The organism is Myxococcus sp. XM-1-1-1 (assembly GCF_020037095.1).
GTDB classification, from domain to species: Bacteria; Myxococcota; Myxococcia; order Myxococcales; family Myxococcaceae; genus Myxococcus; species Myxococcus fulvus.
In genome coordinates this window covers 869,250-890,841 of record NZ_JAIQDH010000001.1, presented here as the reverse complement: position 1 = coordinate 890,841, position 21,592 = coordinate 869,250, and the positions used below count along the sequence as shown (strand labels likewise).

The 21,592-nt window shown below is 69.4% G+C and carries 16 protein-coding genes and 1 tRNA gene; 8 read left to right on the top strand and 9 right to left on the bottom strand.

What is annotated here, in order from left to right; translation table 11 throughout:
- The first annotated feature begins 80 nt into the window (after positions 1 to 80).
- Positions 81 to 1,226: a CARDB domain-containing protein gene (locus tag K8640_RS03635; RefSeq protein ID WP_223745783.1), complete on the top strand. Its 1,146-nt coding sequence runs from the start codon at positions 81 to 83 to the stop codon at positions 1,224 to 1,226.
- Positions 1,227 to 1,798: 572 nt separating this feature from the next.
- Here K8640_RS03635 and K8640_RS03630 read toward each other — a convergent pair.
- Entirely contained in the window at positions 1,799 to 1,948 is a 150-nt protein-coding gene (locus K8640_RS03630; RefSeq protein ID WP_223745782.1) for a hypothetical protein, read from the bottom strand.
- 171 nt (positions 1,949 to 2,119) lie between these two features.
- On the opposite strand from K8640_RS03630, the gene K8640_RS03625 reads away from it, so the two are divergent.
- Positions 2,120 to 2,193: transfer RNA gene (locus K8640_RS03625), tRNA-Arg, on the top strand.
- Between the two features lie 255 nt (positions 2,194 to 2,448).
- On the opposite strand, the gene K8640_RS03620 is transcribed toward K8640_RS03625, so the two are convergent.
- Positions 2,449 to 2,772, bottom strand: a complete 324-nt coding sequence (locus K8640_RS03620; protein WP_223745781.1) for a hypothetical protein — start codon at positions 2,770 to 2,772, stop codon at positions 2,449 to 2,451.
- A gap of 142 nt (positions 2,773 to 2,914) precedes the next feature.
- Here K8640_RS03620 and K8640_RS03615 point away from each other — a divergent pair, with 142 nt between their 5' ends.
- From K8640_RS03615 to cml, 4 genes are all read left to right on the top strand, one after another.
- A complete protein-coding gene (locus K8640_RS03615; protein ID WP_223745780.1) occupies positions 2,915 to 3,916 on the top strand; it encodes a hypothetical protein in 1,002 nt (333 codons plus the stop codon).
- 395 nt (positions 3,917 to 4,311) lie between these two features.
- Complete coding sequence (locus K8640_RS03610) at positions 4,312 to 4,677, top strand: HPF/RaiA family ribosome-associated protein (protein ID WP_223745779.1); 366 nt, start codon at positions 4,312 to 4,314, stop codon at positions 4,675 to 4,677.
- 99 nt (positions 4,678 to 4,776) lie between these two features.
- Positions 4,777 to 5,331, top strand: coding sequence for a TlpA disulfide reductase family protein (locus tag K8640_RS03605; RefSeq protein ID WP_223745778.1), 555 nt, complete (start codon positions 4,777 to 4,779; stop codon positions 5,329 to 5,331).
- Positions 5,332 to 5,509: 178 nt separating this feature from the next.
- Positions 5,510 to 6,694 (top strand): CmlA/FloR family chloramphenicol efflux MFS transporter, encoded by a 1,185-nt coding sequence (gene cml, locus K8640_RS03600; RefSeq protein WP_255652652.1) that lies wholly within the window; start codon positions 5,510 to 5,512, stop codon positions 6,692 to 6,694.
- Between the two features lie 55 nt (positions 6,695 to 6,749).
- Here cml and K8640_RS03595 read toward each other — a convergent pair whose 3' ends face one another.
- The 6 genes from K8640_RS03595 to K8640_RS03570 form a co-directional block, all read right to left on the bottom strand.
- On the bottom strand, positions 6,750 to 8,108 hold the full coding sequence (locus tag K8640_RS03595) for a family 16 glycosylhydrolase (RefSeq protein ID WP_223745776.1): 1,359 nt from the start codon (positions 8,106 to 8,108) through the stop codon (positions 6,750 to 6,752).
- A 76-nt stretch (positions 8,109 to 8,184) separates the two neighbouring features.
- Entirely contained in the window at positions 8,185 to 9,252 is a 1,068-nt protein-coding gene (locus K8640_RS03590; RefSeq protein ID WP_223745775.1) for a sulfate/molybdate ABC transporter ATP-binding protein, read from the bottom strand.
- Positions 9,249 to 10,097 carry a sulfate ABC transporter permease subunit CysW gene (gene cysW, locus K8640_RS03585; protein ID WP_370640313.1) on the bottom strand — a complete coding sequence of 283 codons (849 nt, stop codon included), beginning with the start codon at positions 10,095 to 10,097 and terminating at the stop codon, positions 9,249 to 9,251. The genes K8640_RS03590 and cysW overlap by 4 nt, the downstream gene beginning before the upstream one ends.
- Positions 10,098 to 10,105: 8 nt before the next feature.
- The gene (gene cysT / locus K8640_RS03580) at positions 10,106 to 10,948 is read right to left on the bottom strand and encodes a sulfate ABC transporter permease subunit CysT (RefSeq protein ID WP_223745773.1); all 843 of its coding nucleotides are present in this window, start codon (positions 10,946 to 10,948) and stop codon (positions 10,106 to 10,108) included.
- A 3-nt stretch (positions 10,949 to 10,951) separates the two neighbouring features.
- Positions 10,952 to 11,983, bottom strand: a complete 1,032-nt coding sequence (locus K8640_RS03575; RefSeq protein ID WP_223745772.1) for a sulfate ABC transporter substrate-binding protein — start codon at positions 11,981 to 11,983, stop codon at positions 10,952 to 10,954.
- Between the two features lie 11 nt (positions 11,984 to 11,994).
- Positions 11,995 to 13,299 (bottom strand): OprO/OprP family phosphate-selective porin, encoded by a 1,305-nt coding sequence (locus tag K8640_RS03570; protein WP_223745771.1) that lies wholly within the window; start codon positions 13,297 to 13,299, stop codon positions 11,995 to 11,997.
- A gap of 377 nt (positions 13,300 to 13,676) precedes the next feature.
- Here K8640_RS03570 and K8640_RS03565 point away from each other — a divergent pair, with 377 nt between their 5' ends.
- A complete protein-coding gene (locus tag K8640_RS03565; protein ID WP_223745770.1) occupies positions 13,677 to 16,268 on the top strand; it encodes a LamG domain-containing protein in 2,592 nt (863 codons plus the stop codon).
- Positions 16,269 to 16,281: 13 nt separating this feature from the next.
- Here the strand turns inward: K8640_RS03565 and K8640_RS03560 are convergent, their stop codons facing one another.
- Positions 16,282 to 18,039 carry an aminotransferase class V-fold PLP-dependent enzyme gene (locus K8640_RS03560; RefSeq protein ID WP_223745769.1) on the bottom strand — a complete coding sequence of 586 codons (1,758 nt, stop codon included), beginning with the start codon at positions 18,037 to 18,039 and terminating at the stop codon, positions 16,282 to 16,284.
- 139 nt (positions 18,040 to 18,178) lie between these two features.
- Here K8640_RS03560 and K8640_RS03555 point away from each other — a divergent pair, with 139 nt between their 5' ends.
- The gene (locus K8640_RS03555; RefSeq protein ID WP_223745768.1) at positions 18,179 to 21,592 is read left to right on the top strand and encodes an AAA family ATPase; all 3,414 of its coding nucleotides are present in this window, start codon (positions 18,179 to 18,181) and stop codon (positions 21,590 to 21,592) included.

Genomic DNA, 21,592 nt, shown 5'->3' with positions numbered 1-21,592 from the left:
ATTTGACCCAGTTCAATACACCCACGCAAATGACCTAACATGGGCATGCCTCATTGCGAGGCCATTGACCGGAGCCAGACATGACACGTGTATATGGATTCCCCGCGCTCGCGGCGCTGTTTCTCTTGGGCGGCTGCGATGGCAGCTCTTCCGAAGTGGGCGCGCCATCCTCCTTGCAGACACAGGAGTCGGCGGTAGGCGAATTGGACCTGGCGGTGGTGGACCTGGTGGCGTCCTGCCAGGCCACGGCGCTGACGCTGTCCGCGGCGGTGCAGAACCTGGGAGCCACCGGCATCGCCGGCTCGACGACGGCCATCTACGCAGGCGAGCCGGGCGCGGGCGGCACGCGCCTGGGAATCGTCAGCGTTCCCTTCCTGGTGGGGGGTGAGCGCTTCCCCTTCCAGCTCTCCTTCACGGTGCCGGAGGGGACGCAGCGGGTGGTGGTGGTCGCGGACGACGACGGCGTCTTCGACGAGGGGGACGAGGCGAACAACCGCGCCGCGTTCGACTTCCCGATTCCGTGTGCGACGAATCAGCTGCCGGTGGCGAGCTGCCAGGATGTCACCGTCCAGGCGGACGCGACGTGCCGGGGGCAGGCCTCCGTGGACCACGGCTCGTTCGACCCGGATGGCTTCCCGGGGCCGTTCAGCGTGAGCCAGACCCCCGCGGGCCCGTTCTCCCTGGGGACGACGCCTGTCCGTCTGGATGTGACGGATGGCGCCAGCACGAGCACCTGCTCCGCGACGGTGAAGGTGGTCGACGTCACGGCGCCCACGCCGGGCGCGAGCCGGGGCATCACCCTGACGCCCTCGGCGGGCTCCGACTACGTGCTGGTGTCGCTGGATGACTGCGCCCTGCCAGCCACGGACAACTGTGGCGGCACGCTGCCCCTGGCGCAGGCGGGCACGCTGCTGCGCGTCACCTCCGACGAGCAGAACGACGCGCTGTCATTGCTGCGGCTGCTGGCCTGCGACGACATCAAGCTGAGCGCGGATGGCAAGTCCGCGATGGTGCGCGCGGAGGCGGCGCTGCTGGGCAACGGCCGCGTCTACACGTTCGTGTATGGCGTGTCGGACAACACGGGCAACCAGTCCGTGGGCTCCTGTCAGGTCCGCGTTCCCGCGCTGCTGGGCAACCCCGCCGTCGACTCGGGGGCCCGGTATTGCCAGGGCGAGGGCTGCCCCTCGGGGACGACGTACCCCGGGCTGCTCTGCTCGCTGCTGTAATGGATTGAAGGTCGCGGCACTCCGCCCGGGGCTGTCCCGGGCGGGGTGCCGCGGCCCAATGACTCCGCAATCCCAGATTCCTGGGATGGGCCTGCCCGGCGCTCCTCGAATACCGTTGCATCCTCCCCAAGGAGGCAACCATGTCGACGAGGTATTGCATTGGAGCGGCACTGGGACTGCTGGTGACCATGGCCATGGGCTGTGGAGCGCCGTCTGCTGAAGATGTCGTCACGACGGAAGGCATCCAGGAGTCTTCGCAGGAGCTGTCGACCTGTACGGCGGCCTGCGCCACGGGGTCGGTGAGTTGTCCGTCGGGAACGACGGTCTGCTCCGCCCAGGACAACTCCGGGGTGACGTGCAACGGAACGTTCATCGCGTGTCCCACGACGCCCCCGGCGTGTGGCGACCTGCCGCGGTGCAGAGACCTGGTGGGAAGCGTCTGCGCCCCCGGCTCCAGGGAGCCGTGCTGCACGGCCTCGGGAGCTGAGAGCGTCTGCGTCTGCACCCTCAGTGGAATCCTGCGCTGCAACACTCTCTAGGCGGAGTCCGGGCGGCTTCGACTCGCCTCGAGGCTACTGCCGTGGAGTCGGCAGGGGCTCATCCGGGTGGATGATGGAGGGGCTCCGTCGGACATAGGCCCGGGCCCAGAGGTAGGCCCCGGCCCCCGCGGCCAGCAGGGCTCCCACGGCGCCCAGGAGCACCCATCGAGTCGTCCGCGTCATTCGAGTCCTCCAGGAGGACTCCCGACAGGAGGAGCCTCCGTGCCTGCTCGACCCTAGGGCACGGAGGCTGCCGCGGGCCAGCCAGCAGTGTCCTCTCGCCAGCCTCAGGCCGAATGTGTGCTTGCGTCGGCCAGCAAGTTCGGCTACTTGTGCCCTCGCCGCAGCGGTTCTGCGCGATTAGCTCAGCTGGATAGAGCGTTGGCCTCCGGAGCCAAAGGCCGCAGGTTCGACTCCTGCATCGCGCGCAGGGACAACCGCCCGGTCTTCCTCAGGAAACTGATGGAGACCGGGCGGGAAATCCTGCCCCTCCAGGCTCCCCCAACAGACTCGCGGCAATGTCCCCGTCAGCGAAGCGCCTGTGGCGTGGTCCCGTCGCTGGGACCGGGCCGCCTCCGGGATTCGACGTCCGGATGACCGTGGCGCAAGACACCACCACGGCTCGCCCCGGCTCTCCGCCCAGGCAAGGGCGCGCCAATGGCTTCATGCGGTCTCGAGGCGACTCAGCAGACGTCGCATCCCGCGCAGTAGAAGGTGCCATCCGACCAGAACACGCAGTATTCGCAACAGTCGACATAGACAATGGATTGCGTAGTATCGGTCGAAGAGAGCTTCGCCTCAGTCCCGTCGGTCTTCACGACCGTACCCGATGTCACCGGCATGGAGCCTGAGTCACTGTGAATGACCATCGAGCCATTCTCACCATGCTCGATACGATATTCCGGGTCGGAGACGCCGCCACAACCCGTTGAAACCGCCGCGAAGAACACGAACGCCGCAACCTGACGGATATTCATTGGCCGTATGCCTTTCCAGTGGGTGCCCATGAGGCAACCACAACTATGAGGTGAATGCGATAGACTGTCCATGAGAGTCGACGACACCCCAGGACTCCGTCACAAACGACCCCGTCCGGGTGACGCGCGATTGAGCTTCTGCCGGCGTCTGACACACTTCGAGCCCCCGAATATGAACGACCTCCCCACAAGCATCGTGATCGCGGTTCCCATAGTCGAGGAGGCAACCCGGTGGTTTCGAGCCCGGTTCCCAACTGCCGCGATTGCCAGCCAGGGTGCGCTGGCTGTTGTTCACCTGGGAGACACCCGGGTTGTGCTGCTGCACGGCCCGCGAGGGCGCACGCGGCAGATCCTGGTCGAGGTCAACCCCAAAGACGTCCCCTTGCACCCGGCTAATGACGTGGAGGTTCAGGTGCGGGCGAAAACCCTATTGGGCTCCCGCTGGGCAACGCTCATGATGCCAGACCAGACGACCCAACTCGTCCTGGTGACCCCCGTTCCGGCCTTGAACAAGTACCAATTGGAGCAGGTCCGCCAGGTGCTGAGGCCACTCAAAGAGAAGGTCGCCAGGTGGCACGAGGGAGTCAAAGGTCATCTGGAATCAATCTGGAACAAGGAACTGGATCGACTCCTGGAGAAGGAGGGTCCGCACCAGATCAAATGGATCGTGGCGGGGATCAATCCCGGGAAACTGGAGGCGAGAGACGGTCGCTACCTGCACCCAGCGGGACCGTCAGGCGCACCAATGCATGTGCTGTTGCGGCATGATGTCCCCAGTTGGGACTTCGTGTTGGCCTTGAATCAAACAAGCCTTGCCAGCTCCAACATGGATGAACTGGACGACCTGTCCCCGAAGCAGCAGGAAATCCTCGACGAATCCCTCCTGGCGATGGCTGAGGCCATTGGCCAACTGGCACAGATAACTGGGGCCCACGTCTGGATTCTCGGCAACAAGGAACTCTTTGCCAGGAAAACCTCGACAATGCGCTTCTATCCGTTCTTTCAACGGTTGGCCAAGCGCACGAGCGAGGACCCGACCCTGCACGACCGACTCTACTTGAGCAACCATCCATCGAGAGGCAGCCTGTTCAGCGAACTGCCCATGACAGACGAGATCCTGGATCACGGATTGGAAGTCGCACTACGGCAGCACTGCCTCCCGCTGCGTCCGTAGCAACTCGGGGGGCGGCCACCGCGGCTTCCCTCCTCACACGGGCGCATCGAGCTTGCCTTTGCCCCTCGGAAATCACGCCCCCGCGACCATGCCGCGCCGCATCGGGCCACAGGGACTCGGCCACTTCCCTATCCCGGTGATGGGCACGGGCGCCGGTCACGTCCTCGGCTGGTACAGCGCGTCAGGCATCCTCATGGCGCTCGGGCGGCCGCGAGACACACGGGTCCCCATCGCCGCCCGGACGTAGCCTGGGTCCAACACCCTCACGCTCCACCGCATTCCCGCCCGGAGACCTTCGTTTTTTCGAAGCCTCCCGGGAGCTTTTCCTATTGGCGCGAAACTCCGCGGACCAGCAGATAGGAGATAGGCCCATGGTGGGCCGGAAGGAGCCGAGGATGCGAATCGAAATCCGAGCCCGACACTTCACCCTCACCGAGACCCTCCGCACCCACGTCGAGCGCCGCGCGCGCTTCGCCATGGGGCGACTGTCCGACCGGGTCCGCGAGGTGACGGTGCGCTTGGAAGACATCAACGGCCCACGCGGAGGCGTGGACAAGGTGGCGAAGGTCACGGTGCGCCTGGAGCACGGCGGACAGCTCGCGTCGGAGGCGATGGACGCGACCTTCCCCGGCGCGGTGGACCGGGCCCTGGAGCGCGCCGGCCACGCGGTGGGCAAGGCCCTGGGACGCTCGCACCGCCAGGACAGCGAGAGCGTGAGGACCGGCCCCTGGGAGGTCGAGGAGCAGCACAGCCCCCTCTGACGTGAAGCGCCGCCGAGGGCCCTTCTCCCCGAAGGGCCCCGGCGATGTCAGGATGGGTCCATGACGCGCGTCGCGCGTCCCTTTCCTGGAGGATTTCCGATGCAGACGGCGGGGCCGGGCGTGCTGGCGCGAGGACGGGCCGCATGGGCCCGCGCGAGGCAGCGCTGGTGGGTGCGATGGGGCGTGGACCTGGTGCTGCTGGCGCTCGTGTTCACCGCCGTCGCGGCCTGGCAGACGCGCCACCTGCCCGGCTCCGGAGCGCCCGCGCCGGACTTCACCGTGCAGACACTCTCCGGAGAGACGGTGTCGCTCGCCTCGCTGCGAGGAAAACCCGTGGTGCTCGCCTTCTGGGCCCCGTGGTGCGGCGTGTGCGGCGCCGAGTCCTCCAACCTCTCCCAGCTGCGCCGCATCGCCGGAGACTCCGCGCACGTCGTGTCGGTGGCGCTGGCCTATGAAGACGTCGCCGCCGTGCAGCGCTTCGCCCAGGAGCACGCGGTGGACTACCCGGTGCTGCTCGGCGACGACTCGATACAGGAAGCGTGGCGGGTGAGCATGTTCCCCACCGTGTTCTTCCTGTCCGCCGAGGGGCGCATCGAGCGCTCCGTGGTGGGCTACACCACCCTGCTCGGCCTGTCCTGGCGGTGGATGTTGTAGAGTCCGGAGCACCTCTCGGAGCCAACGGATGGGAACGACCAAATCCGCAGATGAGTGAGCCGCGGCGACCCTGTTGCCGCGGCCCTCTGTCCAAAGCTCATCACGTTCCCGTGGAGAGGCAGATGGCCGCCCGCTGTTCCCCTTTTGTGCGGATGCCATCGTGGCTCACTCGAAAACCTTGTCGTGGACGTACTCCGTGCCAGCAGCGCTGTTGCTGATGGCCCCCTTCGACCTCCTGGCCTCGCTGGCCATGGACATCTACCTGCCCGTGGTTCCGGCGATGGTCGGAATCCTCCAGACGTCTCCCGCCATCATCCAGCTCACGCTCAGCCTCTACATGGCGGTGCTCGGGCTGGGACAGGTGGTGTTCGGCCCCTTGTCGGACCGCATCGGTCGGCGTCGGGTGTTGTTGGGAGGCGCGCTGTTGTTCGCGGCCACGTCGTTCCTGCTCGCGGGCACCTCGGACGCGATGACGTTCGTCGGCCTGCGGACTCTGCAAGCCGTCGGCGCCTCCGCGGCGCTCGTCGCCACGTTCGCCACCGTCCGTGATGTCTACGCGGAGCGGCCGGAGAGCGCGGTCATCTACAGCCTGTTCAGCGCCATGCTGGCCTGCGTGCCCGCGCTGGGCCCCATCGTCGGGGCGCTGCTCGCGAGACACTTCGGTTGGCGGGCCATCTTCATCACGCTCGGCGGCCTGGCGACGGCGGCCGTGGTGAATGCGTGGCCCCGGTGGCACGAAACCCACGCGGCGGACGGGCCACGTCCCGCCGTCGCGTTCCGTCCCATCCTGCGCGACGCCGCGTTCTGGACGTACACGCTGGGCTTCAGCTCGGCCATGGGCGCGTTCTTCGTGTTCTTCTCCACGGCGCCCCGGGTCCTCATCGGACAGGCGGGCTTCACCGAGCTCGGGTTCAGCCTGGCCTTTGCCACCGCGGCGCTCGCGATGATTGCGACGACGCGCTTCGCCAGGCGCTTCGTGGCGGCGTGGGGCCTGGCGGGCAGCCTCACGCGGGGCATGCTCCTGCTGCTCACCGGCGCGGCCCTGCTCGCGGCGGGGCAGTTGTTCGCGGCCCCGTCGTTCTGGACGTTCGTCGCGCCGATGTGGGTCATCGCGGCGGGCATCGTCTTCGCGGCGTCCGTCACCGCCAACGGCGCGCTCCAGGCCTTCGGCGCCGTGGCGGGGACCGCCGTCGCGCTCTACTTCTGCGTCCAGAGCCTCATCGTCGGCACCGTGGGCACGCTGATGGTCGTCCTGCTCGACGGCGACACGGCGTGGCCCCTGGTGGCGTATGCCTCGCTCATGGCGACGGTGACGCTGAGCGCCCAGGCGAACCTGCGACGCAGGCGGGTGCCCTCCCCCTAGCGCGGGCTCCCACCGCGCCGGAGGGACGTTCAGCCTCCGGCGCGGCGTGCAGCGGCTACAGCTTCACCAACTGCACATCATCCATGTGCACGAAGTTGGCACCATTGGCCGTGGTGGCACGGGTGTGGAAGCCCAGCTCCAGATAGCCGCCGGTGACGGAGATGACCGGCGTCTCCACCAGCGTCCACGCGCCATACGTCCCCAGCTCCGTGAACACGGGCGCACACGAGCCACACGTCTTCGCCTGGATGCGCGACAGGTCGAAGGTGCCGCCCTTTCGCACCCACGCGCGGACCCGGTAGTTGCCGGACGCCAGCCCCGACACCGTCTGATACGTCCACACCTCGAAGGGCGCGGCGTTGTTCCAGTGCGTCAGGTGATAGCTGCCCGAGTGTCCACCATTGTGCGTCTCGCTGAAGTCCGCGGCCTCCGTGCCGTTGGGGCTCCACGTCGCCCAGCCAGCCATGTCCGACTCGAAGCCCGGGTTCGTCAGCGTCCCCCCCGGCGTGCTGCCCGCCTGGTACCAACGCACCCACTCCACCTCCATCGTCTTGCGCTGCCCCAGCGGCAGGTCCACGTTGCCCGCCGGCGTATTGCCATACCAGTTCCCACCCAGCGCCAGGTTCAACAGGATGTAGTGGTTCTGCCGGAACGCCTGCGCCGCGTGCACGAAGTCCGCGTTCGCCCGGACCTGGTTGTCCAAGCGGAACACCATCCGGTCCGCCGTCCACTCCAGCTCGTAGACGTGGAACGCATCCGCCAGGCTGTAGCCCCGGTTCGCCCCGGAGCCCCAATCCCTCGCGCCCTCGCCCCAGTGCGTGGCCACCTTCATCCACGACGGCTCGTTCGAGTGCCACTCCAGGATGTCGATCTCCCCCGCCGCCGGCCAGCCGACGCTGGAGATGTTCGCCCCCAGCGTCCAGAACGCGGGCCACATGCCGTAGCCGGACGGCACCTTGATGCTCGCCACCAGCTTGCCGTAGGTCCGCTCCACCTTGCCCTTGGTGTGGATGCGCCCCGAGTAGAACGAGCGCGGCCCATAGCCGGTACAACGCGAGTCATTGGGCGCGTCGTTGGTGCGCTCGGCGGTGAGGATGAGCTTGCCCCCGCTCACCGTCACGTTCTGCGCGCGCGGGTACTCCAGCTCCCCCGTGCCGAAGTTGCAGTTGCCCGTCACCGGGTCGTAATTGCTCGTCAGCACGTTCCAGTTCGCTGAGTTCAGCGCCGAGCCCGTGAAGTCGTCCTGCCACGCCAGGTTCCAGCCCGGCCCCGGGTCGTAGGCCAGCTCCTTCTGCTCCTGCGCGACCAACGGCGGCGGCTCGGACTCCACCGGAACCTCGTTCCCACATCCCCCCAACAACAACCCGCCCAAGACAAAACACGCACCCCAGCTGGACTCGCTCCGATATGCCATCCGCTCCTCCTGGAATAATGCGAGAACACGATTTACTCGAATTCTAGCATTTACTTCATTCGAAGTGACGACAAAGTCAGATGGCGTAGTCCCCCACGAACACGGAGGCGGAGCGCACGTCCGCGTGGACCGCGTCTCCTTCCGAGACGCCGAGCGCATCGAACTCGGAGCGGGACACCTGCACCGTCACTTCATCGCCCGAAGGAAGTCGCAGGAGCACCTTGACGAAGCCGCCCACGGACTTGAGGCGCTCCACCCTCCCGGTGACAGGAGAGGCGCTTCGCGCCGCTTCATCCGTGCGCGCCAGCTTGATGTCATGCGGACGCACGAAGGCATGCACCGCCTGGCCCTCCCGAGCGGCGGACGGCATCGCCAGGGCGAGCGAGCCGAGCGCCGCGCGCCCCTGCTGGACATGGCCTCGCAGGATGCTCGCCCCGCCGATGAACGACGCCACGAAGGGCGAGGCCGGGCGGTCGTAGATGTCCTCCGGTGAGCCCGCCTGGGCCACGCGCCCCTCGCTCAGCACCACGACGTGCTGGGAGATTTCGAGCGCCTCCTGCTGGTCGTGCGTCACCAGGAGCGTCGTCAAACCGGTGCGCTCGTGCAGGCCATGCAGCCACTCGCGAAGCTCCTCGCGCACCCGCGTGTCCAGCGCGCCGAAGGGCTCATCCAGGAGCAGCACGCGAGGGCGGATGGCGAGCGCCCGCGCGAAGGCCACACGCTGACGCTGGCCTCCGGAGAGCTGCGCCGGATGGCGCGCGCCCAGGGCCTCGAGTTGCACCAGGCGCAGCATCTCGTCCACGCGCGTCTCCACCTCGGCCCGGGGGAGCTTGCGCATCTCCAATCCGAAGGCGACGTTCTGCCGCACCGTCATGTGGCGGAACAAGGCGTAGCTCTGGAACACGACGCCCACGTTGCGCTGTTGCACCGGCTGCGCCGTGCAGTCCGCGCCGTCGATGAGGACGCGCCCCGAGTCGGGGACCTCCAGCCCCGCGATGAGGCGCAGCAGCGTGGACTTCCCCGCGCCCGACGGGCCCAACAACGAGGTGATGGCCCCCGCGGGCGCCTGGAACGACACCGACGAGACGGCGGGGCTTCCGCCCGCGGAGAACCGCCGGGTGAGCTGCTCGACGACGATGCTCATGACGCCTCACTCCTCCACTCCACGTACTTCTTCAGGACCAGCGTCACCAGCGCCAGCACCGTGAGCAACGAGGCCACGGCGAACGCTCCGGCGAAGTCGTATTCGTTGTAGAGAATCTCCGCGTGCAGCGGCAGCGTCGTGGTGACGCCGCGCACGTGCCCGGACACCACCGAGACGGCGCCGAACTCGCCCATCGCCCGCGCGTTGCAGAGGATGACGCCGTAGAGCACGCCCCACTTCACCTTCGGCAGCGTGACGCGCAGGAAGGTGCGCCAGCCGCTCGCGCCCAGCGTCAGCGCCGCCTCCTCCTCGTCACTGCCCTGCGCCTGCATCACCGGCAGCACCTCCCGGGCCACGAACGGGAAGGTGATGAACACCGTCGCCAGCACGATGCCCGGCACCGCGAAGATGACGTGCACGTCGTGCTCGGCCAACAGCGGCCCCAGCCAGCCCTGCCGCCCGAAGAGCAGCACGAAGATGAGCCCCGCGATGACGGGCGACACGCTGAACGGCAGGTCGATGAGCGTCAGCAGCAGCGCGCGCCCCCGGAACCGGAAGCGCGCCAGCAGCCACGCGGCCGCAAGGCCGAAGACCAGGTTGAGCGGCACGGCGATGCCCGCGGCCGTCAGCGTCAGGAGGATGGCGGAGCGCGCCTCCGGCTCCGTGACGGCGGCCACATACGCGGCCCACCCCTTCTGGAACGCGAAGGTGAAGACCGCCACCAGCGGGACGACGAGGAAGACGGCCAGGAAGCCCAGCGCCAGGGTGATGAGCGTCCAGCGCACCCACCGCGAGCCCTCCAGCGGGCGCGTCGCGCGGTGCGACACCAGACTCGAAGGAGCCAGCATGTCCGTCACGCTCCAGGCCGGACTTCGAACCGGCGGTGGCTCCAGCGCTGGAGCAGGTTGACGACGAGCAGCAGCAGGAACGACGTCACCAGCATCACCACCGCGATGGCCGTGGCCCCCGCGTAGTCGTACTGCTCCAGCTTGGTGACGATGAGCAGCGGGACGATTTCGGTGCGCAGCGGCATGTTGCCGGAGATGAAGACGACGGAGCCGTACTCGCCCAGCGCCCGCGCGAAGGCCAGGGTGAAGCCGCTGAGCAGCGCGGGGGAGATGGCCGGGAACAGCACCCGCGTGAAGGTCTGCCACGGCGTGGCGCCCAGCGTCGCCGCGGCCTCCTCCACGTCCGCGTCCAGCTCCTCCAGCACCGGCTGCACCGTGCGCACCACGAAGGGCAGCCCGATGAACGTCAGCGCCACCGCGATGCCCACGGAGGTGTAGGCCACCTTCACCCCCAGCGCCTCCAGATACTGGCCGTACCACCCCTTCGACGAGAACAGCGTGGTGAGCGTCAGCCCCGCCACCGCCGTGGGCAGCGCGAAGGGCAGGTCCACCAGCGACTCCACCAACGAGCGCCCGGGGAAGCGATAGCGCACGAGCACCCACGCGACGAGCAGGCCGAACACGACGTTGACCAGCGCCGCCACCAGCGACGCGCCGAAGCTCAGCCGGTACGCCGCGAGCGCGCGGGGCGCCGACACCGTCTCCCAGAACTGCGGCCACGTCAGGGAGAACGTCTTGAGGAAGAGGCTCGACAGGGGGATGAGCACCAACAACCCCACATAGGCCCAGGTGAAGCCCAGCGACAGGCGGAAGCCGGGCAGGACATGACGACGCGCGGGCATGCTCATGGCTCAGCGCGCCTGGGGGACGTAGATGCGGTCGAAGACGCCGCCATCATCGAAGTGCGCGGCCTGCGCCTTGCGCCAGCCTCCGAACACCTCGTCGATGGTGAAGAGCGTCAGCTTCGGGAAGCGGGCGCCCTCCTTGCTCGCCACCGCCTCCGAGCGCGGACGGTAGTGGTGCTTCGCCGCCAGCCGCTGCCCCTCCTCCGAGTAGAGGAACTGGACATACGCCTCCGCCACGGCGCGCGTGCCGCGCTTGTCCACGTGCCGGTCCACCACCGCGACGGGGGGCTCGGCCAGGATGCTCACCGAGGGCACGACGATGTCGAACCGCCCCTGTCCCACCTCGTCCGTCAGCAGGAAGGCCTCGTTCTCCCAGGCGATGAGCACGTCGCCCAGCCCTCGCTCGGCGAACGTGGTGGTGGCCCCCCGCGCACCGGAGTCGAGCACCGGCACCCGACGGAACAGCGCCTCCACGAAGCCGCGCGCGCTCTCGGGGGTGCCTCCCGGCTTGCGCAGCGCATAGCCCCACGCGGCCAGGTAGTTCCACCGCGCGCCGCCGGACGTCTTCGGGTTGGGCGTGATGACCGCGACGTCCTCGCGCAGCAGGTCCTCCCAGTCGCGGATGCCCTTGGGGTTTCCCTTGCGCACCACGAAGACGATGGTGGAGGTGTACGGCGCGCTGTTGTGCGGGAGCCGCGCCTGCCACCCCTCCGGGATGAGCGACGCCTTGTCGTGGAGCATGTCCACGTCGTAGGCCAGCGCCAGCGTGACGATGTCCGCCTCCAGCCCGTCGATGACCGCCCGCGCCTGCTTGCCGGAGCCGCCATGCGACTGCTTGATGGACACCTTCTGTCCGCGCTTCGCCTCCCACTGCCTGGCGAACGCCGCGTTGACGTCCACGTACAGCTCCCGCGTGGGGTCGTAGGACACGTTGAGCAGCGTGACGACGTTGGCCGAGGCCGCATCGGCACCGGCGGACTTGGAGCACCCGACGAGGGCGAGCACGACGAGCAGGGACGACACGAGCCACGAATGCATGGAGGGGCCTTTCACCAGCTCACCTGGAAGCGGGACATGACGACGGATTCGGGCAGGCGAGCGCCGTCGACGGCGCCTCCCTCGTACTCGGTGTGGTCATACGAGGTGGCCACCCGGACGTTGTTGTTGAGGTACCAGTTCGCCACCGCGCCCCAGCCATGGGCCTTGCGCGCCGCGCGCGTGGGGTCCGCGTAGACGGGGAACGCGTCCGGGTCCACGCGGAGCTCGGACATGCGAGCCCCCACCTCCACCGCGCCCCAGCCGTCCGCGCTCGCGCCGAACGGCTCGGTGGGCTTCACGCCGTCGTAGGCCGCCTTGCCTCCGAAGAGCACGTACGACGCGCTGGCCTGCCAGGACTCGAAGCGCAGCCTCGCGTGCTGCTCCCCCAGGTGGACCTCCTGGGTGGAGGAGACGTACTCGGCCATCGCGCCCAGCGGTCCCAGGTAGAGATAGCCCTGTGGGGACCAGCGCACGTGCGGGCCGTGGGCGACGACGGTCTCTCCCAGGCCGTTGCCCGTCCTGAAGATGAAGAACGTCTGCTGCCCCATGGAGCGCAGCGGCGCCTCGCCCGTGGTGGACGCCGAGCCGAACTGCGACCCGCGCGACGCCGCGATGCCCAGCCCCAGTCCCGAGAGCGACGAGAGCCCCAGCGCCCGGAACGGATGGGCGAACACCCGCGCCGCCAGGTCGAAGCTGTCATCCAGGTTGGTGTCGGCGCTCGCCCCATCCGCCGTGCCGTTGAAGGCCCCCAGCGCGTAGCTCACCACGCCGTCCTTCAGCTCCCCGTGCACCATCACCCCCACGTCCCGGTTGGGCACCAGGTCCGTGGGCAGCGCCCGCTCGATGAAGAGCGTATGGATGCCGGACTGGTTGCGCTCCAGCCCCACCGGCGGACGGAACCTGCCCACGCGCACCCGGACCTCCTTGCGCGGGCGGAACTCCAGATAGGCATCCCACAGCGGAGGCACGTTGGCCGCGAAGTCCACCAGCAGGCGGAAGTCGAACAGACTGAAGAGTGTCCCCTCCAGCAGCGGACGCGCGCGCCGGATGAGCAGCGTCGTCGCCCCGGGACGGTCCGCGCGGCTCTCGAAGAAGCGACCATCCAGTTGCACGTAGCCGCGCAGCTTCAGCAACAGGGCGTTGTCGGCGGAGTGGAGGGAGATTCCCTCGGACGTCGCCCTCACGCTGACGCTCCCCGGGGCGGGCGGCGTGGGCTCGGCGGGCGGAGGTGTCTGGGCCAGCGCGACGGACGAGCACAGCCAGCTCAGCGCCACGGCCAGGAGCGGGGTGCATCGATGCGGGGGTGGACCTGCCATGGCGGAACCTCGACAGCGGAGAGGGGCGCGATGGACGGGGGTTTCGAACACCAGAAAGCCGAAAGCCCACCTCCTCGCGGATGGTGGGCTTCCTCGAACCAGCTCGAACCAGGCTTCTCAGGCCACGGGTCGACAGGCGCCCACCGCAGGTGCGTCACAGCAGCAACATGCGTGGTGGGTCGAGCGGCGCATCGAGTTCCGCCACGATGCCCGCCACCCTCCATCTTGTCAACGCGGCCCCTGACGACAGCCATCCGCCGGCAGCCGCACTTTCCACTCCGGACAGCCTTTGCCCGCCCCCTCTCACTCGCCCCCGAGGGCCTCGCGGCCAATGACTGGAATCCAAGCATAATTGGAACTCCAAGTCAGGAGGTCCCATGTCGAAACACAGTCGTTCGCGGTGGGTTCCACGCCTCGCCACGCTGTTCCTCGCGGGAGTGGCGGCGCCAGCAGTCCTCGCGGCGGAGCGCCCTTCGCTGGTGAACACGCGCATTGGCACGCCCTTCGGCGCGAACGGGCATTCGTCCACGATTGATGGCCGCGTCTTCGTGGGCAACATCCGCGAGGACCACGCGACGACGACCACCACCTGGGTGGCGCGGGTGTTCCGTCCGGAGGCGGTGACGTACGACGCGGAGGGCAAGCCGAGCTTCGCCGCCGCGTTCTCCCCCGGGCGCACCACCACGGTGAGGAACGGAGAGAACGCGCTGGCGTTCTGCTTCACCCACCCGGCCCAGCCCTACACGCTGGTCGACGGGCTCGCGGTGTACCAGCCGTACCTCTTCGATTCGATGATGTTCAACGGCCCCAACGTGTTCCGCCGCCGTCCGGTGGACCTCCGCGTGTCCCAGCCCTTCACGCCGCAGGCGGACATCTCGTCATTCACCACCGGCAACCTGGAGACGCTGACCACCGTCACCGGCGCGAGCATCCGAGGCATCGAGCCGACGATGACCTCCGACGGCCGGCTGCTCATCTTCCAGGGCGGGCCCCTGAACGATGGCGGCATCGACCACCTGATGTACGCCTACAACCCCACGCCGTGCGCCGCCTCGGGCTGGAGCAACCCGCGTCCCCTGTCGATGATGAACACCGACACGGCCTCGGGTGTGCTGCGCTATCCACTGGCGCGCCAGAAGCTCAAGGCCGCCACCGGCGAGCTCTTCGGCGAGACGACGTCCGGCCCGCTGCTGCGCGGCGCGTATCCGTGGGTGGACCACGAGGGGCGCAACGTCACGTACACCGGCGTCGTCTACACGGATGGCGCGCGCCGCGAGGCGGTGAGCCTGATTGGCGCGGACACCCAGTGGACGGCGTACCACATCGATGGCGCCATCAACACGGGCCGGCTCGACATCGCGCACCTCTTCTACTCGGGCCCCATGTGGAACTTCGAGCAGGAGCGCGCCCCGGAGCAGAACTTCCCGCCCGGCGCCAACAACGACAGCCGCTACCTGCCCGTCACCAAGTCCCACGACGTGCTCGCCCTCTTCGGCAGCAACACGTCGGACTACAACGAGGTGGACGTGGGCGAGCTGGTGGACCCGTTCCACGTGCTCAACCTGCCCATGAACGAGCTGGTGACACGCGCGGGCGCCTACGACTTGACGCGCACGCCGGACCACTCGGGCTACTTCTACACGGGCACCCTCACCGGCACCGCGTCCATCTCCGCGGGCAACTTCGTGACGCAGTCCACCTCCGGCTCGCTGTGGGAGCCGCACGGCCAGGGCAAGGCGCTCGTCATCCCCGGAGGCGGCGCCCTCAGCGTGAATCTCACGGACCCCAGCGGCACCGTGCGCGGCGTGGGCGCGCTGGTGCGAGGCTTCACCGTGCAGCTCGCGGTCCGCCCCGATGCGAACATCCACGCGGGCTGCACCACCGGCAATCCCTATCGCTACCTCTTCCAGAAGTCGGGGGCCATCGACCTCATCTACGAGTCCGACAACACGGTGCAGCTCTCCCTCGTCATCAACGGCACCCGCGTGCGCCTGGGGCGCAGCCCGCCGCTGCCCGTCGGCGCGTGGACCCACCTGGGCTACTCCTGGGACGGCGTCACCGGCGTCTTCCGCGAGTACCTCAACGGCGTGCCCACGCGCCGCGTCCTCCCGGTGGCCCCGGGCAGCTTCCGCCTGGGCACGGGCGTGCTGAGCATCGGCGCGGGCAACGTGATGAACACCCAGTCATGCCCCGTCAACGGCGAGGGCTCGTTCAAGGGCGCCATCGACGAGGTGCGCTTCTTCAGCCACGCGCGCTCGGCCCGCTCCATCTGCATGACCTCGCCGGGCGCGGACTGTCTGGACACCGCCATCCAGGAGACACCCACCGAGGGGCAGTTCGGCATGAGCCAGCAGCTCCACCTGTGCAACAGCTACGCGGCGCTCGGCACGCGGGCCTGCTCGTCAGCCATGCACCGCGTCTGCGCGCAGCGCGGGGCGCATGACGCCCTGGCCAACAGCACCAACGTCCTGGAGACGATTCAGCAGCTCATCGGCAACCGCCCGCCCATCTCGCTCCTGGGCGTGCTCGCCGGCGCGAACGCCACCGACGTCAACGTGGCCTGCGGCCCCATCCAACATGAGAGCGTGGCCGTCACCTTCGAGGAGCTGTCGCGCCTGCACGGGCTCTGCACGGATGAGCGCGTCGCGCAGACGCTGGACTGCGGCGCCGCCGCGCATCGCTGGTGCAACAAGCTGGGCTGGACGACGGGACAGATCTTCGAGGTGACGTCACGTCCCTGGGTGGGCTGCTTCAACTCCGGCCTCATCCAGGACGTGGCCAAGGACCAGCTCGGCCCCGTGTCCAACTCCGGCGCCTTCATGACCACCGACTCCAAGCTGGAGGTCAGCCGGTGGTGCCAGGCGCGAGGGTATGGCGCCGGCGTGGTGCAGGAGCTGGGCCTGGGTTACCTCGCGCAGGTGCACTGCTTCCAGCCCGCCGTGACGGTGCCCTGGAAGATCAACCCCTGAGCCCCGGCGCCCCTCAGGTCCCCTGGAGCCTGAAGGGCGTCCCCTTCTCGCCGGCGGAGTGCTCGCGGGTCAGCACCTCGAGCACCTCGCCGGGGAGCGGGAACCACCGCAGCCGCTCGGCCTCCACGCGGAGCGGGGCGTCGTCCGTCTTCAGGCGCGCGTAGTCCTGGAGCGCCTCCTCGACGGCCTCGTGCGCGCGGGCGACATAGCAGGTCAGCTCCGACTCGGGCACGGAGCGCCCGGGAGCGGGCGCCTCGGCGTCGCCGTGCGCATAGGACAGCGCATCCAGCCGTCGCAGCGTCCGCTGGTGTCCCCGATAGCGCCACTGTCCGGTGGCGGGCTCCAGCACGTAGCGTGGCAAGAGCTTCCAGCCCTCGGCGGCGACGAAGTCCACCGCGTCCAACAGGAAGCCGAACGTCGTCTCGGACAGGAAGTAGTTGAAGCCCAGGCGCACCCAGCCGGGCTTCACGCCATCGGTGCCGCTCAGGATGACGTCCTGGAAGCGGTGGCTGGTGACGGGGTCGATGCTCAAGAGGCGATGGCCGTAGGGGCCCGCGCAGGAGCACCCTCCCCTCGCCTGGATGCCGAACAAGTCGTTGAGCAGGGCGACGACGAAGTTGTGGTGGAGGTACGCGTCACCGTGGCGGACGAGGAAGCTCACGATGGGGAGCCGGGGCAGCGCGGGGTTGCCAAGGATTCGCAGCGCGGGGTTCGCGCCCCAGCGCGTGAGGGCTCTGGCGACGAAGTCCTTCTCCAGGGCGTCGATGTGCTCCACGCCCACGGACTCGCGCAGCCGGAACACCAGCCCGGCGCGTATCGAGTCCACGATGGCGGGCGTGCCGCCCTCCTCGCGATGCACGGGGTCGCGCTGGTAGACGTGCTCGCTGCCGCTCACATAGGACACCGTGCCTCCCCCCGGCACGGTGGGGATGCGGTTGCCCAGCAGCCTGCGCTTGACCACGAGCACCCCCGTCGTGCCCGGCCCGCCGATGAACTTGTGCGGTGACAGGAACGCCGCGTCCTTCTCCACGCGGGGCCGCGAAGTGCCGTCCTCCCGGCCATTCATCTCCACGTGGACGTAGGGGCCCGCCGCGGCGAAGTCCCAGAACGCGAGCGCGCCGTGACGACGCAGGAGCGCGCCGATGCCCTCCAAATCACTGAGGATGCCGGTGACGTTGCTCGCGGCGGAGAAGCTGCCGATGCGCAGCGGTCGCTCCCGGTAGCGCACCAGCTCCCGCTCCAGGTGGGCCGGGTCGATGCGCCCGTCCGCGTCCTCGTCGATGGTGACCACGTCCGCGATGGACTCGCGCCAGGGCAGGTCGTTGCTGTGGTGCTCGTAGGGTCCCACGAACACCACGGGGCGCTCGGCGGCGGGGATGCGCGAGCGCAGGTCGTAGCGCGCGTCCAGGTCCGCGGGGATGCGCAGGTTGAGGATGTCGATGAGCTTGCAGACGGCCGCGGTGGCGCCCGAGCCACAGAAGAGCACGACGTCCTCGGGTCCTCCGCCCACGGCCGCGTGGATGATGTCGCGCGCGTCCTCGCGAAAGCGCGTCGTCTGGGCGCCGGTGCCGGACGTCTCGGAGTGGGTGTTGGCGTAGAACGGGAGCACGTGGTCCCGGATGAAGTCCTCGATGAAGCCCAGGGAGCGGCCCGAAGCGGCGTGGTCCGCATAGGTCAGCCGGCGGGCCCCGAAGGGTCCGTCGAGCATCCGCCCCTCCCCCAGGATGGCGCCTCGAATCGACTCGACCAGCCGTGTACGCGCGTCGTGCATCGCTCGCACCTCTCGTGGTGGGGCCCAGCGTCCCGCCGAAGCGCGCCGACTGTCCAGTCCCCACGCGCCGACGGACCGCGTCAGCCACGCGAGCGTCGCACCGTCACTGCGCCGCCCCATGTTAGCGTGAACACACTCCATGAACTTTCGCTTCCAGTGCTGGGTGCAGCGCCACGCCAGCGGTCGGGTGACGCTCACGCCGCTGTCACTTCCCCACCTCGCGGTGCACGCGGACTCCCTGGAGAAGGCCACCGAGGAGCTCACGCTGGCGCTCGACGACCAGCTGACCCGCATCCATCCCCGCCGCGTGCCGGAGTTCATCTCCGCCACGGGCGGCACGCCGCACGCGCTGGAGCTGCGGGCCCTCCCCGTCTGGGGCGAGGAGGAGAACTCCGTCGCGCCGCTGTCGCTCTTCGGCGTCTCCGCGCCCACGCACCAGTCCTACCTGGGGCTGAACACGCCGCGCCTGGAGACGCAGCTGTGGTTCCAGGGCAAGTCACTCCCCGAAGATGCCCCGGAGCGTCTGCGCGAGCGCCTGGAGGGACTCAGCGACGCGCGCCTGTTGGCCCTGCGCGCGGACGGCGGCGAGGCGTTGATCGACGTGGAGGTGGAGGCCACGCCCACGCGGCTGTCGGCCCTGACGCCGCGGCAGCTCCACCTGGACATCCGCCCACCGCCGCGTCCCCCGGACGCCCCCGACACATCCGATGAGCCTCGCGTCACCGGGCCGCTGGACGACGAGGACGAAGAGGAGGTCCTCGACGACGACACGTGGGAGCCCCGCAAGCGCAAGCGGCGCCATGAGCCGGGTGACAAGGCCGCGAAGCCGCCCCCCACGCCCGTGCTGGACCGCATCGCGGTGCCCTGGCACAAGCTCGCGGAGGACGGCCAGCTGGACCCCGCCTACGAGCAGGACGCGCTGGTGTCCCTGCTGCGCGCCCGCCTGGCCGCGAAGGACGCGGAGGCCGTGGTGCTGGTGGGCCCCTCCGGGGTGGGAAAGTCCGCCCTGCTGCACGCGCTCGCCGAGGCGCTGCGCGCGCCCACCGCCACGGACGACGAGCGCGCGCGGCCCTTCTTCTTCCTGGACGGCAGCCGCCTCATCGCGGGCGAGGGCATGTGGGGCGGCTGGCAGCAGCAGGTGCTCCAGTCCTATCGCGAGGCCTCCGAGGCCCGCGCCATCCTCGCGCTGGGCCACGCCGTCGACCTGCTCGACGCGGGCAAGAGCGCGCACAGCGACCAGAACGTGGCGCAGCTGCTCCTGCCGCTGCTGTCCACCCGCGAGGTGTCCGTGGTGGCCGAGGCCACGGCGGAGACGTGGGCCCAGGTGGAGCGCCGCAACGCCAGCTTCGCCCGGCTGTTCTCCGTGGTGCGCGTGGAGGAGCCCGCGCTGGAGTCGCTCTCCCGCATCCTGACGCGCGTGGCCCAGGACACCGTGGGCGCCACGTCGCTGGACGTGAAGCCGGAGGCCCTGGAGGAGTGCCGCTTCCTGTGCCGGCGCTTCCTGCCGTACGGCGCGCAGGTGGGCAACGCGGTGGCCTTCCTCCGGCGGCTGCTCGCCACCTGCACCCACGCGGCCCAGGCCCACGTCACGCGCCTGGACGCCGTCCGCCAGTTCGCCTCCGAGTCCGGCATCCCCGAGTCCCTGCTTCGCGACGACGTGCCGCTGGAGGCCGAGCAGGTGCGCGCGTTCCTTTCCACGCGGGTGCTGGGACAGCCGACGGCGGTGGAGCGCGTCGCCAACGTCGTGTCCGTGCTGAAGGCGGGGCTCGCGGACACTCGCAGGCCGCTGGGCGTGCTCCTGTTCGTGGGCCCCACGGGCGTGGGCAAGACGGAGCTGTCCAAGGCCCTGGCGGAGCTGTTGTTCGGCTCGCGCGAGCGCATGGTGCGCCTGGACATGGGCGAGTACGCCGGCCCGGACGCGCTCCTGCGCCTCCTGGGTGACGGGCAGACGCCGGGCCACCTCTCCGCGGCCGTGCGCCGCCAGCCCTTCTGCGTGGTGTTGCTGGACGAGGTGGAGAAGGCCCACCCCGCCGTGCACGACGCGCTGCTGGGCGTGCTGGGCGAAGGCCGGCTCACCGACGCGTCGGGCCGCTTCACCGACTTCCGCAACGCGGTGCTCGTGCTCACCAGCAACCTGGGCGCGGACACGTGGCGCGCGCGCGTGGGCTTCGACTCGCTGGGCGGAGTCCCCGACGTGGCGGCGCTGCGCACGCACTACCTGGCGGAGGTGCAGCGCTTCTTCCGGCCGGAGATGTTCAACCGCCTGGACGACACCATCGTCTTCTCGCCCCTCTCCGCGGAGCTGCTGCGCCGGTTGGTGGTGCGCGAGGTGGAGGCCGTGCGACGCCGCTCCGGCCTGTCCCGCCACGACGCGAGCCTGGAGGTCTCCGAGTCCGCGCTGGACTGGCTCGCCGCGCGTGGCTTCGACCCGCGCTATGGCGCGCGCCCGCTCAAGCGGGCCCTGGAGCGGGAGCTGGTGGTGCCGGTGGCGGCCTGGCTCGCGGAGCACCCGACGAGCGGCCCGGTGACGCTGCACGTGGAAGGCGGCGACAGTGGCCTCACGCTGCGCGCGGAGGCGGTGGGCGGCGCTGCGGAGGGCGTGGGTCGACAGGCCATCGAGCAGGTGCTGGAGGAGGCCGCCACCCTGCGCGCGGAGGTGCAGCGCTGGGGTCGCTCTCCGCCCATGCGCGTGCTCCGCCAGGAGCTGGCTGTCTTCGACAAGATGTCCCGGCAGACGTCGTACTGGGAGGAGCGCGCGCTGGCGGAGGAGTCGTCACGCAAGTCCGGCGAGGCGCGTGAGCTGGACAAGGCCTTCCGCGAGTGCGCCCAGCAGACGGAGGCCATCGAGGACCTGCTCTTCGAGGCGCACCTGTCGCGCTCGGTGGGACAGGCGGAGTCGCTCGCGCGTGATGTCTCCTCGCTGCGCGCCACGTTCCGCCCTCTGCGGGAGCGGCTCTACGGGAGCCTCTACCAGTACTCGCGCAGCGTCTCCCTCATCCTGGTCCCCAGCCGGGGCGCGTGGGCCCGGCTGTGCTTCCTCGCGGCCTCCTACGAGCGCTGGTGCAACAGCAAGCAGCTCACGTTCCAGCGCGTGCTCCTGTGGCCCTACCAGAAGCCGGAGGGAGAGAAGGCGCCTCGCAAGCCCCCGCCTCCGACGTGGAGCTACGAGAAGCACGACGACCTGACGAAGCTGAAGACGACGCCCATGGCCTACGCCATCGAGGTGACGGGCGAGACGCGCCCCCTCCTCCTCTCCGCCGAGCACGGCGTGCACCGCTTCGTCGAGGGGAGCCAGGCGGCGCTGGTCCGCGTGCTCTTCACGACGAACCCGTACAGCCGGGACGTGCTGCCGGAGTGGGAGAAGCTCGAGAAGCTGCTGCCGAAGGAGGAGGTCCGGAGGATTCGCCCCGGCTCGACGGAGATGTCGGGGGGCTCCGTGGAGGACCTGCGCACCGGCGCGCGCGCGCGCTACGCCGGCGGCGTGCTGGACATGGAGTCGCTGCAGGAGCCGTGGATGAACTGGCGCGTGTTCGGCGAGACGGAGGAGGACTGA

Excerpts from the sequence above, each read along its gene's own strand:
- K8640_RS03635 (WP_223745783.1), top strand. The coding sequence starts at position 81 with ATGACACGTGTATATGGATTCCCCGCGCTCGCGGCGCTGTTTCTCTTG.
- K8640_RS03630 (WP_223745782.1), bottom strand. The coding sequence starts at position 1,948 with ATGACGCGGACGACTCGATGGGTGCTCCTGGGCGCCGTGGGAGCCCTG.
- K8640_RS03620 (WP_223745781.1), bottom strand. The coding sequence starts at position 2,772 with ATGGGCACCCACTGGAAAGGCATACGGCCAATGAATATCCGTCAGGTT.
- K8640_RS03615 (WP_223745780.1), top strand. The coding sequence starts at position 2,915 with ATGAACGACCTCCCCACAAGCATCGTGATCGCGGTTCCCATAGTCGAG.
- K8640_RS03610 (WP_223745779.1), top strand. The coding sequence starts at position 4,312 with ATGCGAATCGAAATCCGAGCCCGACACTTCACCCTCACCGAGACCCTC.
- K8640_RS03605 (WP_223745778.1), top strand. The coding sequence starts at position 4,777 with ATGCAGACGGCGGGGCCGGGCGTGCTGGCGCGAGGACGGGCCGCATGG.
- K8640_RS03595 (WP_223745776.1), bottom strand. The coding sequence starts at position 8,108 with ATGGCATATCGGAGCGAGTCCAGCTGGGGTGCGTGTTTTGTCTTGGGC.
- K8640_RS03590 (WP_223745775.1), bottom strand. The coding sequence starts at position 9,252 with ATGAGCATCGTCGTCGAGCAGCTCACCCGGCGGTTCTCCGCGGGCGGA.
- cysT (WP_223745773.1), bottom strand. The coding sequence starts at position 10,948 with ATGAGCATGCCCGCGCGTCGTCATGTCCTGCCCGGCTTCCGCCTGTCG.
- K8640_RS03575 (WP_223745772.1), bottom strand. The coding sequence starts at position 11,983 with ATGCATTCGTGGCTCGTGTCGTCCCTGCTCGTCGTGCTCGCCCTCGTC.
- K8640_RS03570 (WP_223745771.1), bottom strand. The coding sequence starts at position 13,299 with ATGGCAGGTCCACCCCCGCATCGATGCACCCCGCTCCTGGCCGTGGCG.
- K8640_RS03565 (WP_223745770.1), top strand. The coding sequence starts at position 13,677 with ATGTCGAAACACAGTCGTTCGCGGTGGGTTCCACGCCTCGCCACGCTG.
- K8640_RS03560 (WP_223745769.1), bottom strand. The coding sequence starts at position 18,039 with ATGCACGACGCGCGTACACGGCTGGTCGAGTCGATTCGAGGCGCCATC.
- K8640_RS03555 (WP_223745768.1), top strand. The coding sequence starts at position 18,179 with ATGAACTTTCGCTTCCAGTGCTGGGTGCAGCGCCACGCCAGCGGTCGG.